General features: G+C 42.5%; 13 protein-coding genes. 2 read left to right on the top strand and 11 right to left on the bottom strand.

Annotation, left to right across the window (positions count from 1 at the left end; all coding sequences use genetic code 11):
- Window positions 1–23 precede the first annotated feature (23 nt).
- Both ABJV04_RS12250 and ABJV04_RS12245 read right to left on the bottom strand, forming a co-directional pair.
- Window positions 24–605, bottom strand: a complete 582-nt coding sequence (locus tag ABJV04_RS12250) for a hypothetical protein (protein WP_348491805.1) — start codon at window positions 603–605, stop codon at window positions 24–26.
- Window positions 598–1,131, bottom strand: coding sequence for a sigma-70 family RNA polymerase sigma factor (locus ABJV04_RS12245; protein WP_348491804.1), 534 nt, complete (start codon window positions 1,129–1,131; stop codon window positions 598–600). Before ABJV04_RS12245 ends, ABJV04_RS12250 begins: the two co-directional genes overlap by 8 nt.
- Window positions 1,132–1,338: 207 nt before the next feature.
- Between ABJV04_RS12245 and ABJV04_RS12240 the strand changes: the two genes are divergently transcribed.
- A complete protein-coding gene (locus ABJV04_RS12240) occupies window positions 1,339–1,611 on the top strand; it encodes a hypothetical protein (protein ID WP_348491803.1) in 273 nt (90 codons plus the stop codon).
- A gap of 68 nt (window positions 1,612–1,679) precedes the next feature.
- Here the strand turns inward: ABJV04_RS12240 and ABJV04_RS12235 are convergent, their stop codons facing one another.
- A complete protein-coding gene (locus ABJV04_RS12235; protein ID WP_348491802.1) occupies window positions 1,680–2,591 on the bottom strand; it encodes an EamA family transporter in 912 nt (303 codons plus the stop codon).
- Between the two features lie 124 nt (window positions 2,592–2,715).
- Here ABJV04_RS12235 and ABJV04_RS12230 point away from each other — a divergent pair, with 124 nt between their 5' ends.
- The gene (locus tag ABJV04_RS12230) at window positions 2,716–4,203 is read left to right on the top strand and encodes a M20 family peptidase (protein WP_348491801.1); all 1,488 of its coding nucleotides are present in this window, start codon (window positions 2,716–2,718) and stop codon (window positions 4,201–4,203) included.
- Between the two features lie 275 nt (window positions 4,204–4,478).
- On the opposite strand, the gene ABJV04_RS12225 is transcribed toward ABJV04_RS12230, so the two are convergent.
- The 8 genes from ABJV04_RS12225 to iadA form a co-directional block, all read right to left on the bottom strand.
- A complete protein-coding gene (locus ABJV04_RS12225; protein WP_348491800.1) occupies window positions 4,479–5,729 on the bottom strand; it encodes a glutamate-5-semialdehyde dehydrogenase in 1,251 nt (416 codons plus the stop codon).
- Window positions 5,730–5,770: 41 nt separating this feature from the next.
- Window positions 5,771–6,868, bottom strand: a complete 1,098-nt coding sequence (gene proB / locus ABJV04_RS12220; RefSeq protein WP_348491799.1) for a glutamate 5-kinase — start codon at window positions 6,866–6,868, stop codon at window positions 5,771–5,773.
- A gap of 93 nt (window positions 6,869–6,961) precedes the next feature.
- Entirely contained in the window at window positions 6,962–7,378 is a 417-nt protein-coding gene (locus ABJV04_RS12215) for a hypothetical protein (protein WP_348491798.1), read from the bottom strand.
- A gap of 118 nt (window positions 7,379–7,496) precedes the next feature.
- Window positions 7,497–7,871, bottom strand: coding sequence for a TerB family tellurite resistance protein (locus ABJV04_RS12210; protein ID WP_348491797.1), 375 nt, complete (start codon window positions 7,869–7,871; stop codon window positions 7,497–7,499).
- Window positions 7,872–8,029: 158 nt separating this feature from the next.
- Complete coding sequence (locus ABJV04_RS12205) at window positions 8,030–9,709, bottom strand: Mur ligase family protein (protein WP_348491796.1); 1,680 nt, start codon at window positions 9,707–9,709, stop codon at window positions 8,030–8,032.
- Window positions 9,709–12,525: a cyanophycin synthetase gene (gene cphA / locus ABJV04_RS12200; RefSeq protein WP_348491795.1), complete on the bottom strand. Its 2,817-nt coding sequence runs from the start codon at window positions 12,523–12,525 to the stop codon at window positions 9,709–9,711. The genes ABJV04_RS12205 and cphA overlap by 1 nt, the downstream gene beginning before the upstream one ends.
- A gap of 194 nt (window positions 12,526–12,719) precedes the next feature.
- Entirely contained in the window at window positions 12,720–13,535 is an 816-nt protein-coding gene (locus tag ABJV04_RS12195; protein WP_348491794.1) for a cyanophycinase, read from the bottom strand.
- 2 nt (window positions 13,536–13,537) lie between these two features.
- Window positions 13,538–14,707, bottom strand: coding sequence for a beta-aspartyl-peptidase (iadA, locus tag ABJV04_RS12190; protein WP_348491793.1), 1,170 nt, complete (start codon window positions 14,705–14,707; stop codon window positions 13,538–13,540).
- Between the last annotated feature and the right edge of the window lie 465 nt (window positions 14,708–15,172).

Here is a 15,172-nt window from a genome sequence, read left to right as displayed (position 1 = left end):
ATGACAGAGTTTGAAGATTAGTTTTAATGTTGGGAAAATTGAGACTCAAACTCCATTAACAGGCGTTTAAACTTCAACTCACGTTTATGCATCCACAACCACATCAATGGTATGAATATTATATTGAGGACTAACATTAACTTCGCTTTTCGCAGCAATTCCTGTTGATCAGAAAAGTTTCCCCAATAAGCAACTGCGGCATAACCAACAAAGAACATGGGAGTAACGTAACACAGCACTTTGTTGACATAAGCAATTTTAATATTCTGTTTATATTGCAATTTTACCCGTTCTATAAAATCCGAGGTCGAAGCGGTTTCAGAATTGAACCCTAAGGAAAAACGCCTTAGCCATAAAAGATAGAAGAACCATACACACACAAACAGAAATACAATAGAAATCCAAATCCCTTCGAAAATAGATAGTTTTCTAGGCAAAAGCCACATTGCTATTGGCACTGCAATAACGGCTAAAGCATCGAACAACATATACAAATATTGTTTCATTCTCATTAACCACCATTGACGCTTTAAAGACTGAATATCTACTTCAGCCACATCTTGTTGTTGCCAGATTTGGCCTAAATTGAAGTCGTCGTTACTCATGATTAATAATCTCCATTAAGGATTTTTTTGCGCGATTGAGAATAACACCAACATTCGTCGAACTTATTCCGCACACCTCGGCAATTTCCTGATACCCCAAACCTTCCATTGACATAGTGACTATTTGCCTTGATTGCACGGGTAATTGGCGAACAGCGCTAACTAACAAACTCACCTTAGATTGTTTGGCTAATTCAGATTCAGGTGACTGACGACCGCTGTTAGAAATATTGCCAATGGCAGAAAGCGTACTGCTTGATTGTGAGTTTTCTACCTCACAATAGGTTTCACTGGAGGGTTGTTTGGCGTGATAAGCGACGTGACTCACCGCTTTATTATGCGCCACACGTAATATGTAAGTTTTAAGGCTGCTATTGCCTTTAAAAGCCTTCAAGGATTGCCACACTGCTAAGCTTATCTCTTGCAATAACTCTTGTTGCAAATGTGGATTAGCCTCGTAACTTGACGCGATTCGGCTAAGTAATGGTCCATATTCAGAAACAATGGCATTAAAGTCCTTGCTCAACAGTGATCCCTGCAACCTAAAAATTTAAAAACTAGAGTATTAGTCTCTGGTCCAATAAAAACATTACAAAATATCTGTAATGTTTTTTTAAACCACCAGACTAAAGCATTAAGCGACGAATAAAACCACGTTGAAATATTCGCCAAATAAATATGTTGCACGACTATCGCGCAAGACTTTACAAATCACAACAACAGAGGAAACATCATGAACGGATTAACCATCACATTGATCATTATGGCTAGCTTATCCTTATATTTAGCTGCGGCTTGGTTAGATACTAAACACAACTGGAAACTTATCGATTGGTTCAATGGCAGTACCCAAAACCCTTTCAAACAAAGCAAAGAGCAGCAGTTTCAAACAACTCTCAACCATAAAGATCAGGAAATTAAAGACTTAAAAGAACGCATTCAAGTGCTTGAAAAAATAGTCACTGAGCCCGCTTACGAACTCAACAAAAAAATAAACTCACTTTGAATATTCGAATAACAGCGTAGCTTATTTTGGGTAAAGACTACGCTGTTTTCCTAACTCTTTAGGAAAGTTTAATCGTTAGCTTGACGAGTTTTAAATGCGGCCAAAGATAAGGGCACTTTCCCCATAGCAATAGCGTTCCCCAACAGTACCACCAGCACACCAATCAATGCGGGTAACTGCCACTGATAACCTTCAAACAGGGTGGATATAAATAACGCTACCAAGGGATACATCAACACCACATAAGCGGCTTTATCCGAACCAATTTGTTGCACAAGTTTCATATAGGCACCAAAGGCTAGTACTGAACCGAAGACCGCAAGGAAAAGCAGCGAGAGGTAATAGTCAGTAGAGCTAGGGAAAACCAATTCAGCGCCGTTGAGGAAGGCATAGCCGTATAAAAAAAATAAAGCATAGGTCATTGCCCAAAAATTCATTTGAATCACAGGTGTACCATGATCCAGTATTCGTTCTGAGATGACATTCCCTAAAGCTGCACAGACAAATGAGATACATGCCAAAGTAATTCCCAATGACAAAAACATTTGGCTTTGTGCATGTTCAAATTGCGGTACAAAGATCATCGCCATGCCTACCAAACCAAAAGTTGCGCCAAGTACCACCTCTAAACGAATAGGCTTTTTTAACAGCAAACGACGCATAATCACATTAATATAAATAATGCATGAACTCATCAGTGCCACCACAGCACTAACTAAATACTTTTGGCTTTCATATAAAAAACTGTAGTCGAGGGTGTAAAGGCATAGTCCCACTGCGGCCATTTTAAGATGAATATGCATGGGTAGTTTTAGTGGTAATTTTTTATACCAACACACACAGCCAAGTATTATTGAAGCAATAGTAAATCGATATGCCACCGACAACACCGGATCCACATCACCTAGTTGAAAGGTAATGGCTATCCAGGTCGAGCCCCAAATTAAAGTGCAGCTAATAAAAAGTTGTATATTCGACACGCCAAAACTCGTTAGCCAATAGGTTAAGTCGACATAGTAGCAAATCGTTTTCATAGGAACGAATTAAGAGTATGCTGTTGAAGTATTATTGTTGAATTTTATTTATGACAAAAGGACTTGGAATATGAAAAAGTTAATTGGCATATTGCTGTTATTAATAATTATCCTTGCAGCTATATTAGGGATCCGTTCCGAAACGGTATTCGAAGACACGCAACTACAAGTTCAGCAGTTAGAACACAACTTACCCTTAGATACAGATGCGGCAGTTAATCGATTTGCCAAAGGCATTCAATTCCAAACCATATCTCACGACGATCCTGAGAAATTCAATGCTCAGCCCTTTATCGATTTTAGACAGCACATCAAACTAAGTTACCCCCTTGTACACCAAATTGCCCAGCAAAAAACCTTTGGTGAACATAGCCTGTTGTACTATTTTCCTGGCACAGATAAATCGTTAAAACCGGCTTTGTTAATGGGACATATGGATGTGGTGCCAGTAGACGAGGCTACTCTAGATAAATGGCAACAACCGCCTTTCAGTGGCGTTGTCGAGAACGGTACTATATGGGGCAGAGGCACCATAGATGACAAAGTAACGGTATTTGCCTTACTGGAATCTATGGAACTGTTATTACAACAAAACAAACCCTTCAAGCGAGGCATATATTTAGCGTTTGGCCATGATGAGGAAACCGGCGGCAGTCAAGGCGCGGTAAAAATTGCCGAATACTTGCAACAACAAGGTGTAGAGTTTGAATTTGTGTTGGATGAAGGGGGTGCAATTACCGAAGGTATAATGCCTGGCATTGCACAACCCGTAGCACTGGTTGGCGTTGCAGAAAAAGGGTTTGTTAACCTCAGGCTAACGGTAAATTCTGCTGGAGGACATTCTTCACAGCCACCTGAACACACAGCGTTAGGCATTTTGAGTGAGGCAATAGTCAAAGTGGAAAATGCCCAATTTACTCCCGATTTGACCTTTAGCAAAATGACTTTTAATGCTGTCGCCACCTACGCTCCATTAAGTAGCCGTTTACCCATGGCCAATTTGTGGTTATTAGAACCAGTTGTTAGCAATGCCATGGTAAAATCACCATCAAGTGCTGCAAGTATTCGTACAACGATTGCGGCAACAATGGCAAAAGGTAGCTCCAAATCCAACATTTTGCCTTCCCAGGCATCAGCAGTAATTAACTTTCGAATACTGCCAGGGGATACAATTGAAAGCGTAAAACAACATGTGATCAGCGCCATTGATGATGAACGTGTGATGATCAGCGACTTTATGAGTATTAACCCGTCAGAAGTCTCACCCACAGATAGCTTCGGGTTTAAGTTAATTGAAAAACATATACGTCAACTGGATAACGATGTATTGGTGGCACCCTATTTGGTAATTGGCGGCACCGATTCACGCTACTACACTGGGCTCTCCAAGAATATCTATCGTTTTATGATGGTGCGTTTAAACCCTAAAAGCTTAACTCGCTTCCACGGCATTAACGAACAGTTGCCCGTGGAAGATTACCTGAATGCAATTCGATTTTTCCACGCAATGCTGCAAGAAACTGCGGGCGTAGAACTATCTGAAAACAGCAATGGATAGTCAGTGAAACTAAAAGTAAACATAGAGCAGATAGAAGATTGGAGCACAAATTAGCCAACCCACAAAGGTACATTTAAAAAAGCTATCACGTGGCGCATCAAAGGTAAATGAAGTGGGTTGCTGAGGTACTTTAGGAAAAGGTTTCAGTAGCCTATAAAGCTTGAAGAATCCCAATCCAACTAGGATTGGGACTACCACAACGGCAATAATGACTAACAAAAACACCCAGGTTTCTGGTAAACTCCTACCCATACTAGATAGTTAACGATTCAATATTAACCACGGGTTTCACCGTCACCGTAAACCACAAACTTTTCAGTGGTTAGAGACTCAGCCCCCATAGGGCCATATGCATGTAATTTGCTGGTAGAAATACCAATTTCTGCACCTAAGCCTAACTCACCGCCATCAGAGAAACGTGAAGAGGCATTGGCCATAACGACCGCAGAATCCACAACACGAATAAATTCATTCGCTGCAGAGTAGTCTTGAGTGACTATCACTTCAGTGTGGCCTGAACCATATAAGCCTATATGTTCTATGGCGTGATCAAAATCATCCACTACCCGCACGGCAATCTCTAGGGCTAAATACTCCGCATGCCAATCGTCCTCGCTGGCAGCCTCAGCGCCGTCAAAATAGCTAATGCTTTTTTCACAGGCGTGCACTTTTACCTTATGTTCAGACAACATTTTAGCAGCCATGGTTAAAAACCCGTCAGCCACCGACTGATGCACCAATAAGGTTTCTAAGGAGTTACATACGCTAGTGCGCTGGGTTTTGCCATTTTCTAGAAGGGATAAACCTTTGTTTAGATCAGCTTGCTTATCAATATATAAATGACAAACGCCTTTGAAGTGTTGAATCACCGGTATACGACTATTTTCCGTAACAAAACGAATTAGCCCTTCACCACCACGAGGGATAATTAGATCTATAGATTCATTTAGGGTCATTAGTTCGTTCATCACACTGCGATCAGTATTAGGCACCACCACAACAACATTGGGGTCTAATTGATGTTTTTCCAACGCCACCTGAATACAGTTCGCCAAGGCTAGATTAGAATGAATTGCTTCTTTCCCGCCTCGTAAGATCACGCCATTGCCGGCCTTAAGACACAGTGCTGCAGCATCAATAGTCACATTCGGGCGTGATTCATAAATCATTGCAATCACCCCTAATGGAATGCGCATTTTACCCACTCGAATACCACTTGGACGCTGTTGAACGTGGCTTATTTCCCCCACAGGATCGGGCTGCTGGACGATCTCAAGAACCGCACTACGAATTGCTTGCAGACGTTCTTCAGTTAAGCGCAGACGATCTTGCATAGATGCATCTATTTGATTTTGCTCAGCGGCATCTAAATCTTTTTGATTCGCTATTAATATTTGCTCTTTTTGGACAATCAGTTGATCGGCAATTTCAGTCAGAAGCGCATTTTTAGCCTGACTGCCTAAAGACGAATAAGCTCTCGCCGCTTTTTTTGCTGCCACTGCTGCTGCAGCGATTGAAAATGTCATTTGAATATACTCACTATTGATAACAGAACTAATTAAAAACCTTAAAGCAAAACCATATCGTCTCTATGCACTACAGCTTCCCCTGATGTGTAGCCTAAAACGCTTTCGATTTTACTGCTTCGAATTCCTTTTATGCTGCTCAAATCAGATGAATTATACAGTGCCAAACCTTTAGCCAAAGCATGGTTTTGATATTCGATGGTGACCGCATCACCAGCACTAAATGTTCCCATGACATCGACAATACCGCTAGGCAATAAAGACGCGCCTTTATTGAGAATGGCCGTTTTAGCGCCAGAGTCAATGACGATTTTACCACCACTTTTGAGCGTGTGTTTTAGCCACTGACGGCGGGCATTTTCACGACTTGCCACAGGAACAAAACGGGTTCCTTGGATCTTCCCATCTAGAAGTTGGTCGAAGACTTCGCCTTTTTGACCGTTGACTATGAGGGTTTGAATACCACTTTGAGTACACTTTTGAGCAGCTTGTAGTTTAGTCAACATGCCACCCGTACCCATTTTCGTACCTGCACCACCAGCTAAAGCAAAAGTGCTTTCATCAATACAAGATACTTCTGATATAAGTGTCGCATCTGGATTTAGTCGCGGATCTTGATCATATAAACCATCCACATCTGAACAGATAATCAGAGTATCAGCTTGTGCTACAAGCGCAGTGTAAGCTCCTAAATTATCATTATCGCCCACTTTAAGCTCATTCACCGCAACAGTATCATTTTCATTCACTATAGGTAACGCTTGATGATTTAGCAGCTCACGCAAAGTATTTTTTATATTGACGTAGCGGGTTCGACTATGTAAATCGTCGTAGGTTAACAATAGCTGTGCACAAGGAAAGTCAAAAAAGCGAGACCAATTAGACATCATATGCATTTGCCCAATGGATGCCATGGCTTGTTTTTCAGCTATCGACGGGGTGTGATGTATAGGGATATTACCTCGACCAGCTGCAACGCTGCCCGAAGATACTAAGATCACTTCTTTGCCTTGTTCTCGACTTGCGGTAATAAAGCGCGCAATTGCTAATAAATAATGTCCGCTGCAATGCTGACCATCGGGCGCAATCAATGCGCTACCGACTTTTATAACAGCACGCTGCCACTCAAACTCATGCATCAGTTTTCTCTACTTATAGAATTATCAGTAGATTACGACAATTCACAAACTAAACAAGGCATTAGGGTTATAAGTTATGGAAAAATAGGGAGGCTAATCTTTTACAACCGCAGCTAACTGCTGTTTTAACCATATTTCAGCTGAATCTTCATTGTCGAAAAATTCAAACTTTTCATCGGCATTTTTATAAATTGCGCCAATATGTTGTTGAGCAAAATTAGGGGAATCACAATCGTTCACTAAAATCGCGGTTGCCACGCGATTTTGTGTCTTCTCTTTACGAACAATTTCGGTTAAACGTTGCCCCGCTTCGTGCACATAGATACATTCGCCGTGTAAGATCACTAAAACGGCCCAAGGCTGCTTTATAAGCTCTTCAATCATTGGATCAGCTAGCTCACCAGACTCGTCTAATGACTCTAGATTCCAAGGACCTGTCCCTTCTAGACGCAAAATTTGATCTTTAACGAACAAATCTAACGTACCGTGGGCTGCAAACATTCTAGGCACAAACTCACCTCTACGGTTAATTTTTTACTCTGAAAATAAGTATATTTATATTTTCAGCGCAATACCAATAATTTAAAACATCATTAAAGTCTATTTACTAATATAGCCATTTAGTTTGTTATTCGATATCGATTTTATCTAGATATTTGGCTAACACTCGAAACTTTAAATAATCGAGAATTTCTTGTTCTTGTTCTGCAATATCGCCATCTATGAGACAAATTCCTTGAGCAATGGCCAAGGCCTTTTTAGCATTAAAGCTTAAATGATCTTTTAGTGACATAACAAATTGTTTTGCTTCACCGTTTTCAACAGCATCTCGCACTTGATGTATAGATTGCCGTTGAAACTCCTCCAGATCATCTTCGCCTTGCCAGTTAATATGACGATAAATGGAATCGTAATAATCTTGTTCAGATAGGGTAATTTTGCCATCAATACGATAAAGCAGCATACATAGTTTTAATAATGCTTCGTTGAAAGACTGTTCCATTTCAATTTTTACTCCAATTAAAGACAAGGATTTGCTTTGCACTTAAAAAGACGTATTTGTAGTAAGTGCGTGTAAAACAAAACACAATTTACAAGTAAAAAGAGAAATGGGGACGAAATGAATTTTTCCAATTATATTGGAATCCGCTAGGCGTGAGGCTATTGTAGAAGTTGATCTATCTCTTCACGCTGATCCAGACAAAATAACACTACCACATCACCGGGTTTGGCTATCTCTATTGCCCGCTTAGCTCCGGTTAATGGCGAATCTACGCAGTCAATAACGGACTCATCTACCCCTTTGTCGACTAATTGGTTTCTCACAAGGTTTAATAATTCACCTAGCTCTCTACCACGTAGATAACGTTCGAGCTCTGCGACTATATATCGGTCTGCCTGTAATTTTTGAATTTCATCGGTAAGTTGTTTGATATCTTCATCTGCACGATCACCAGCGTTACTGAACATAACAATGTAGCGCTTCGCCGGTAATTGTTTAGCTGTATTAATCATGGCTTTAACGCTGTGAGCATTATGGGCAAAATCCACCATTACAGTTGCACCTTGATGGTGGTATAAGTTTCCACGACCTGGGTTGTCTTTTGCCGAACTACCAAAATTAAGCAAGCCTTGTTTAATTGCTTGCTCAGGTAGGTTTAACGCCTTACAAAGGCCAATTACCCCTAGGGCATTTTGAATATTGTGTTTTGCCGCCCCCTGCATGGTCATAGGCACAGACTTAACATCTTCAATGATTTGCTTAGTTCCCTGAGCTGACACATAAATAAAGTGTTGATTTTCAACAAATACACAGGGTAAGCCAGCCTGCTGATTGTGTAGAATCAAGGGATTATTTGCATCTTCACTGAACCAACAAATCTGACAATTCACCTTTTTGCCTTGACGCACCACTAAGTCATTGTCGGCATTGAGCACTAGTGTTGAGGTTTTGGCTAAGCCTTTGGCAACAACAAACTTAACCTCAGCCAACTCTTCAACGGTATTAATCCCGTATTGACCTAGATGATCACTGGCAACATTGGTGATAAGCGCCGCATTCACTGACTCAATGGGAATGCCGCGACGTAAAATACCGCCTCTGGCAACCTCTAAAAATGCCATTTCCGTGCGTTTATCACGCAACAACATTCTTGCTCCACCGGGACCAGAGTAATCACCTTTGTCGATGATCTCATCACCCACTTTGATAAAGTCAGTGGACGTCACGCCGGCACAAATGCCAGCTGCTTTCGCTATTTCACTAGCTAATCGCACACTGGTAGATTTTCCATTGGTACCTGTGATGAAGGCACGAGGAATATCCTGATATTTATTCCATTGCAGCTCAGTATTTGTAGGTAAAGCATCTATAGGCCACACATCAACGGAGGGGCCAGTGCCTAGACTAAATTCGTCGTCATCACTGATGGCTGTCACATTGTGGGTTTTGGCTTCCGCTAACAGGCTTAACAACCCTGAGTTTTGCTCTTCTTCACAATCAAGTTGCAACTGCTCTGCGCGGCTAAGCCAATCCACTTGAGGTTGCCCGCAAAGCTCCGAAACCGTTAACTCCCACGCTAATTCAGCGAGGTCACAAGCGGTGTAAAGGGCATCCATGGGCGCGCTAATAGCCAAACTAGCGCCACCGGTATAAAGCCGATAGGTATAACGTTGTTGCCAATTCATTTTCAGCAACAGCTTATCGACCCACCCCTGCCAAGTGGTGATAACGGTTTGGCTATCTATACCATCAATAAAAACGTCTAAGATGGCCCCTGGTTTATCCCACAGTAGGTTGGGGCCTGTCAGTCGTCTAACTTCGTCCAGTTCTAAACGCATTAATCTGAATCTTCATCGCGTTCAACCACTAAACGTACACCTCTTTCATCTTGAACGAGGGTTTGACCGGCATCGAGCTCGAACTTATGTTCCACTGGAGCATAGAGTTTTTCAGGATAATCTTGAGAAGGTTGTGCCTCTTTTGCGACTTCATCACCATCTGCTTGGAAATGCACAATCTGCTTCCAACAACGGGTAATATTGTCGCCAAGAATAATCAATAGATCGCCTTTCTGACAATCCTCAAGGGCTTTATCAACAGCGTCTTTTTCAGACGGTATGACTTGAATATCTTCATCAGCCATACCTTGTTCAAGGTAAGTTTTACGCAGTAATTGTGGTACTTCGTCAAACCCACGACCTCGACGATCATCATCGGCCTTACAAATAACAGTATCAAAACCTTTGGCCGTAATAGTGGCAGCTTCTATTACATCTTCATCTCGTCTATCACCAGGCATGGCAATAACTAAACGACGTTTACCGGTAACATCTAAACGCATGGCTAAATCGGTAATAGTTTGAATCGCCGCAGGGTTATGGGCGTAATCTAGAATCACTTTAAAGGGGTGTTCATCATAAATATTCAAGCGACCCGGAGCTTGATAGAAAGAGGTATTGAAGATGCGCAAGCCTTGTCTAATATCTTCCAATGACGTATTGAAACAATAAGCCATGGCTGTGGCAAACATGGCATTTTGCACGTTGTGCATTGCCTTGCCTTCAATAGTCGCAGGAATAAGGTGCGTCCATAATAATGGGATATGAGAGCCCTTATCATAAATCGTGATCATGTCTCCATTAATGCCTTTTTCCAGCACCACAGCTAAACCACCACTGCGAATATGCTCGCGCACTAAACCATGACCAGAATCGGTTGTTACATAACAAATGCGTTTGGCGGAGCAGTAATCTGCCATTTCCAAACAATGTCTATCGTCAGCGTTTAACACTACGCAGTCTTTCGCGACTTCAACCACCACACGTTTAATTTGTGCAAGCTGTTCAAGTGTATTTATGCCTCTTTGACCTAAATGATCGGCACTGATATTCAAACATGCCCCTACATCACATTCTGTATAACCTAAGCCACGCTTGAGTATGCCGCCTCGTGCTGTTTCCATAATCGCAAAATCCACACTAGGATCACGCAGTACGATTTGTGCTGAGGTGGGGCCTGTCATATCGCCTTTTACGGTTAAATGACCATCAATATAAACCCCATCGGTGGACGTCATGCCAGTGGTGTAACCCACACTTTTCATTATGCTGGCAAGCATCCGTGAGGTGGTGGTTTTACCATTTGTGCCCGTAATAGCAGCAATGGGAATACTCGAATTCGCCCCCGGTGGGAACAACATGTCCATCACTTTACCAGACACATCACGAGGGGTACCTTCACTAGGTGCCACGTGCATTCTAAAACCTGGTGCGGCGTTACATTCGCAAATGCCGCCACCAATTTCTTTGTAAGATTTGCTAATGTCATCGGTTAGAAAGTCAACACCACCAATGTCTAAACCAATGGCTTTTATTGCCCGCACGGCCATGTCTCGATTGTCTGGATGCACAGAATCTGTCACATCAATGGCGGTTCCACCGGTAGAGAGGTTTGCCGTTGAACGTAAGTAAAACTCCTGCCCCTCTTCCAACACCGTGGTTTTATCATAACCGGCTTCAGCCAATAAACGTTCAGCCTGATTATCAAGCTCTAAACGGGTCAGGACTTTTTCATGACCAATACCACGGCGGGGATCTTGATTGACAATATCCACCAGCTCTTCAATAGTGCTGGAACCATTACCCACCACATGGCCTGGAACACGTTTAGCCACAGCGACCAACTCATCGTTCACTACCAGCATCCGATGATCAAAGCCAGTTAAGTAACTTTCCACTAATACGGCGCGGCTAGTCCCGAATTTCTGTGCTTCGTTGAATGCAGTTACAACTTCTTCATCATTTGTGAGGTTAATGCTAACGCCTCTACCATGGTTAGCATTGAGTGGCTTGATTACCACAGGGAAACCAATACGGTTGGCTGCCCGCACCGCTTGACGTTCACTATAAATCATCAACTGTTTAGGCACAGGAAGACCTAAATCGTTTAACAAATTATGGGTGTCTTCTTTATCACAGGAAATTTCAACAGCGATATGCTTTGTTTCACTGGTAATAGTGGCTTGAATGCGTTTTTGGTATTTGCCGTGACCAAACTGCACTAGGCTGTAATTGTTCAAACGTAACCATGGAATATCACGCTCTTCAGCTGCTTTAACCAAACTACCAGTACTAGGACCAAATTCTTTTTTCTGAGCCATGCGAACAAAATCTTGCAGCTCTTGGCTAAAATCAAAATCATCATCAATATCAGCATTAATTGCAGACTGAACTTCTTCTGGCAAAAGGTGAGTAAGCAGTCGCATACCCAAGGCGCCAGCCTCTAAGCCAACGTCTTGTTGTTTGTATTGATAGACCACATTGTAGCAACCGGGTTTGTCTAAACTGCGAGTGCGACCAAAGCCTACAGGCGAACCAGCTAAGTTTTGCAGTTCAAGGGCAACGTGCTCCCAAATATGACCCATCCACGTACCTTCGTCATCCCGCAAGCGACGGATAAAACCACCTTCTTCTTGATAAGAACAACCATGACTGTGCAAACTTGGAATCGCATTGACTAAACCATTGATAAAATCCTCACCTAGTTTTACTGAAGGCCAGTTTTCCAACTCTCCTAAGTCGATTTGATATCGAATAACCGGAAAGTTAGCGTAAATATTTGGACCGACATAAACGTTTCTACTGAGGATCTTCATATAATTGGGTTTCCTTGTGTTAATTGCTTTAACAACACGCTTAACGTGAATCATATTGATGAAAGGAGAAAGAAAACAATACTACAAGTAATGGACTTAAGATATGGCAGTTTTAGCTTATAGGATTGTTGTAACTAGGCTATATAAAAACAGTGGTATTCGCCACTGTTTTTATATTCAGCATAAACACAGAATTAAGCGAATGCTTGGCGTGTACTGATGTTGTATCGGCTGCCCGAGGCAAGAATATGTACCTTTAAATTAAGCAAGGTTAAAGCGTCACCTCTGCGAGCTTCAGCCATTGACGAATATTCTATATCGGCTGGGTCAACAACGGTTATGGCTCCGCTACCGACGACTGTAAATTCATTATTGTCATCAATGAAGGCCGCAGTGTCTTCGTCTAAGCCTATTCCTACTAAAAATGGATTGTAGGAAACCGCACTTAATAAACGCGATAAACGGTTACGCTCATTAAAGTGTTGATCGACCACAACAGTATTGATCAGACCCATACCTGGAGCTAAATTCACACCATCTTCGGTGGGTACTATTCCAGTGCTTCCACCAGTAATCATATGCTGAGAAACAATTGCGGCTCCCGCTGATGTACCAGCAACATGCACACCTTTGGCATTAATTTGGCGAATCGTTTTAGCGATTGGCGTTCCACCAAGGATAGTCGACAGACGTAGTTGATTCCCGCCAGTAATAAACACTGCCGTACAAGTTAGAAGTTGTTCAACATAATCTGGGTTTTGCGCATCAGCACGCTCACGAATAGGCAATGAAATGGTTTTACCAGCACCTAATTCATGGAATAAGTTTTCGTATCGCTCACCAGTATCATCTAACTGTGAAGCCGTTGGAATGACACAAATCACAGCATCAGAACCACCAGCGAGTTCAACAAATTTTGTTAGTATTTCAGGGTTATCTATTTTCTCTTCGGCTCCGCCGATGGGGATTACATAACCACGTTGCTGTCCTTCAATATTAGGAGACGGCATATTCAATCCTCAAACGTACCTTTTTTTACAAAAGATTTATCAAAAATGTGCCACACACCAAGGGCCATCACATGGCTGATGCGGGACGAATCATCAAGTATAACAAGATCTGCGTCAAAGCCAGCCTGTATCTTGCCTTTTTTATGAAAATTCATCAAAGAAGCAACATTTGATGTGAAAAATGGCAAACAATCTGACAACGCCACGCCACTTTCCAGTAATTCATATAAAACTTGAGTCATGGATTCTGAATTAGCGAAGTCCATTTTGGTTAAATGCCCTTGTTTATTAAAGCAAGGTAAACAACCTCCACCATCGGAGCTAATTGTTAGCTTGTCTTGGGGAAAGTCACTGGCGATATAACGACTCAAGGCATCTGCCGGTTCATAACCTTCACCGTCAGTTTCAAATGCAGTCACATCAATCCAACACCCTTGTTTAGCCAACTCACAAGCTTCTTCAAATAAAAAACGCTGTCGATTTACATGGGTAGGATTGAAGGTTCTAGGTGGTATTTCTGATGTCGACAAGGCTTCACGCACCAAACTCAAACCACGCTCACCGTCACCTAAGTGCAAATGCACAGTACCAGCCTTGCCGGTCATCAACCTTGCCACATGGGCTTCAGAAGCGACTTTAAGCAACTCATTAAGGGTGGGTTGGCTGGAACGGTGGTCACTGATGGCCAACTCTCCTACTGCCACTATGGGATCAACAAAAACAATATCGGTTTTAACCGAACCGGTTAAAGTCGTAGGCGGTAAATGATAACCGCCGGTGTAGCAATATGCAGATAACCCTTCTTCACGCAGGCCATAAACCTGCGCCACTAACGATTCAGTGTTGCGGGTAGTGTCATCGGTACCTAACAAACCAACAGCGGTTGTCACACCTGCACGGGTAAATTGACTTAACGGAACCGGAGGCACACGAGTGGCAAACCCAGCTTCGCCACCACCACCAGTGATGTGAGTGTGGGCATCAATTAAACCTGGTATTAAAGTGGCCCCTTGCAAATCAAGGTGCTGAACATCGAGGGTAGAATCAATGTTAGGCAGGCTATCAAAAATCTGTAAAATTCGACCGCCTCCCACTAAAAGGTGACGAATACCAAGAGCCTGCGGGGCGAAAATATTGGCATTTTTCAGTAGAATTAATGACTGCTTGTTCAACCCGATCTCCAAATAAAGTGTTGATGCCTAAAACTCATGTTTTAAGGCTAAATCGTAAAAATCGGATTATACACTAGCTGTAAGCGATAGTTTATCTCAGCCATAGAATTACTAGACATTTTAACGGATTGTAAGCACCCAAAGCCTTGTAGCATGGCCTTTAGGCCGTGGAAAGGGATTGTGCACACGGGGCTAAAGCACCCGTCTACAGAGGTTCCCGTGTAGCCTGGCCTTTAAGCCATGAAAAGGCTGATTGTGCAAGCGGGGCTGAAGCACCCGCCTACAGAAGCCCGGTGTAGCCTGGCCTTTAGGCCACGAAAAGGTTGATTATGCACACGGGGCTGAAGCACCCGCCTAAAAAAGCCCGTGTAGCATGGCCTTTAGGCCAAGGAAAGGTCAATTGTGCAAGCGGGGGCTAAAGAACCCGCCTACAAAGGCCTCATGTAGCCTGGCCTTCAGGCCATG

The organism is Aliiglaciecola sp. (assembly GCF_039982535.1).
Classification (GTDB): Bacteria; Pseudomonadota; Gammaproteobacteria; order Enterobacterales; family Alteromonadaceae; genus Aliiglaciecola.
This window is presented reverse-complemented; position numbering and strand designations above follow the sequence as displayed.

What these genes read in the sequence shown, in the direction of transcription:
- ABJV04_RS12250 (WP_348491805.1), bottom strand. Translation starts at nt 605, where the DNA reads ATGAGTAACGACGACTTCAATTTAGGCCAAATCTGGCAACAACAAGAT.
- ABJV04_RS12240 (WP_348491803.1), top strand. Translation starts at nt 1,339, where the DNA reads ATGAACGGATTAACCATCACATTGATCATTATGGCTAGCTTATCCTTA.
- ABJV04_RS12230 (WP_348491801.1), top strand. Translation starts at nt 2,716, where the DNA reads ATGAAAAAGTTAATTGGCATATTGCTGTTATTAATAATTATCCTTGCA.
- ABJV04_RS12225 (WP_348491800.1), bottom strand. Translation starts at nt 5,729, where the DNA reads ATGACATTTTCAATCGCTGCAGCAGCAGTGGCAGCAAAAAAAGCGGCG.
- proB (WP_348491799.1), bottom strand. Translation starts at nt 6,868, where the DNA reads ATGCATGAGTTTGAGTGGCAGCGTGCTGTTATAAAAGTCGGTAGCGCA.
- ABJV04_RS12210 (WP_348491797.1), bottom strand. Translation starts at nt 7,871, where the DNA reads ATGGAACAGTCTTTCAACGAAGCATTATTAAAACTATGTATGCTGCTT.
- ABJV04_RS12205 (WP_348491796.1), bottom strand. Translation starts at nt 9,709, where the DNA reads ATGCGTTTAGAACTGGACGAAGTTAGACGACTGACAGGCCCCAACCTA.
- cphA (WP_348491795.1), bottom strand. Translation starts at nt 12,525, where the DNA reads ATGAAGATCCTCAGTAGAAACGTTTATGTCGGTCCAAATATTTACGCT.
- ABJV04_RS12195 (WP_348491794.1), bottom strand. Translation starts at nt 13,535, where the DNA reads ATGCCGTCTCCTAATATTGAAGGACAGCAACGTGGTTATGTAATCCCC.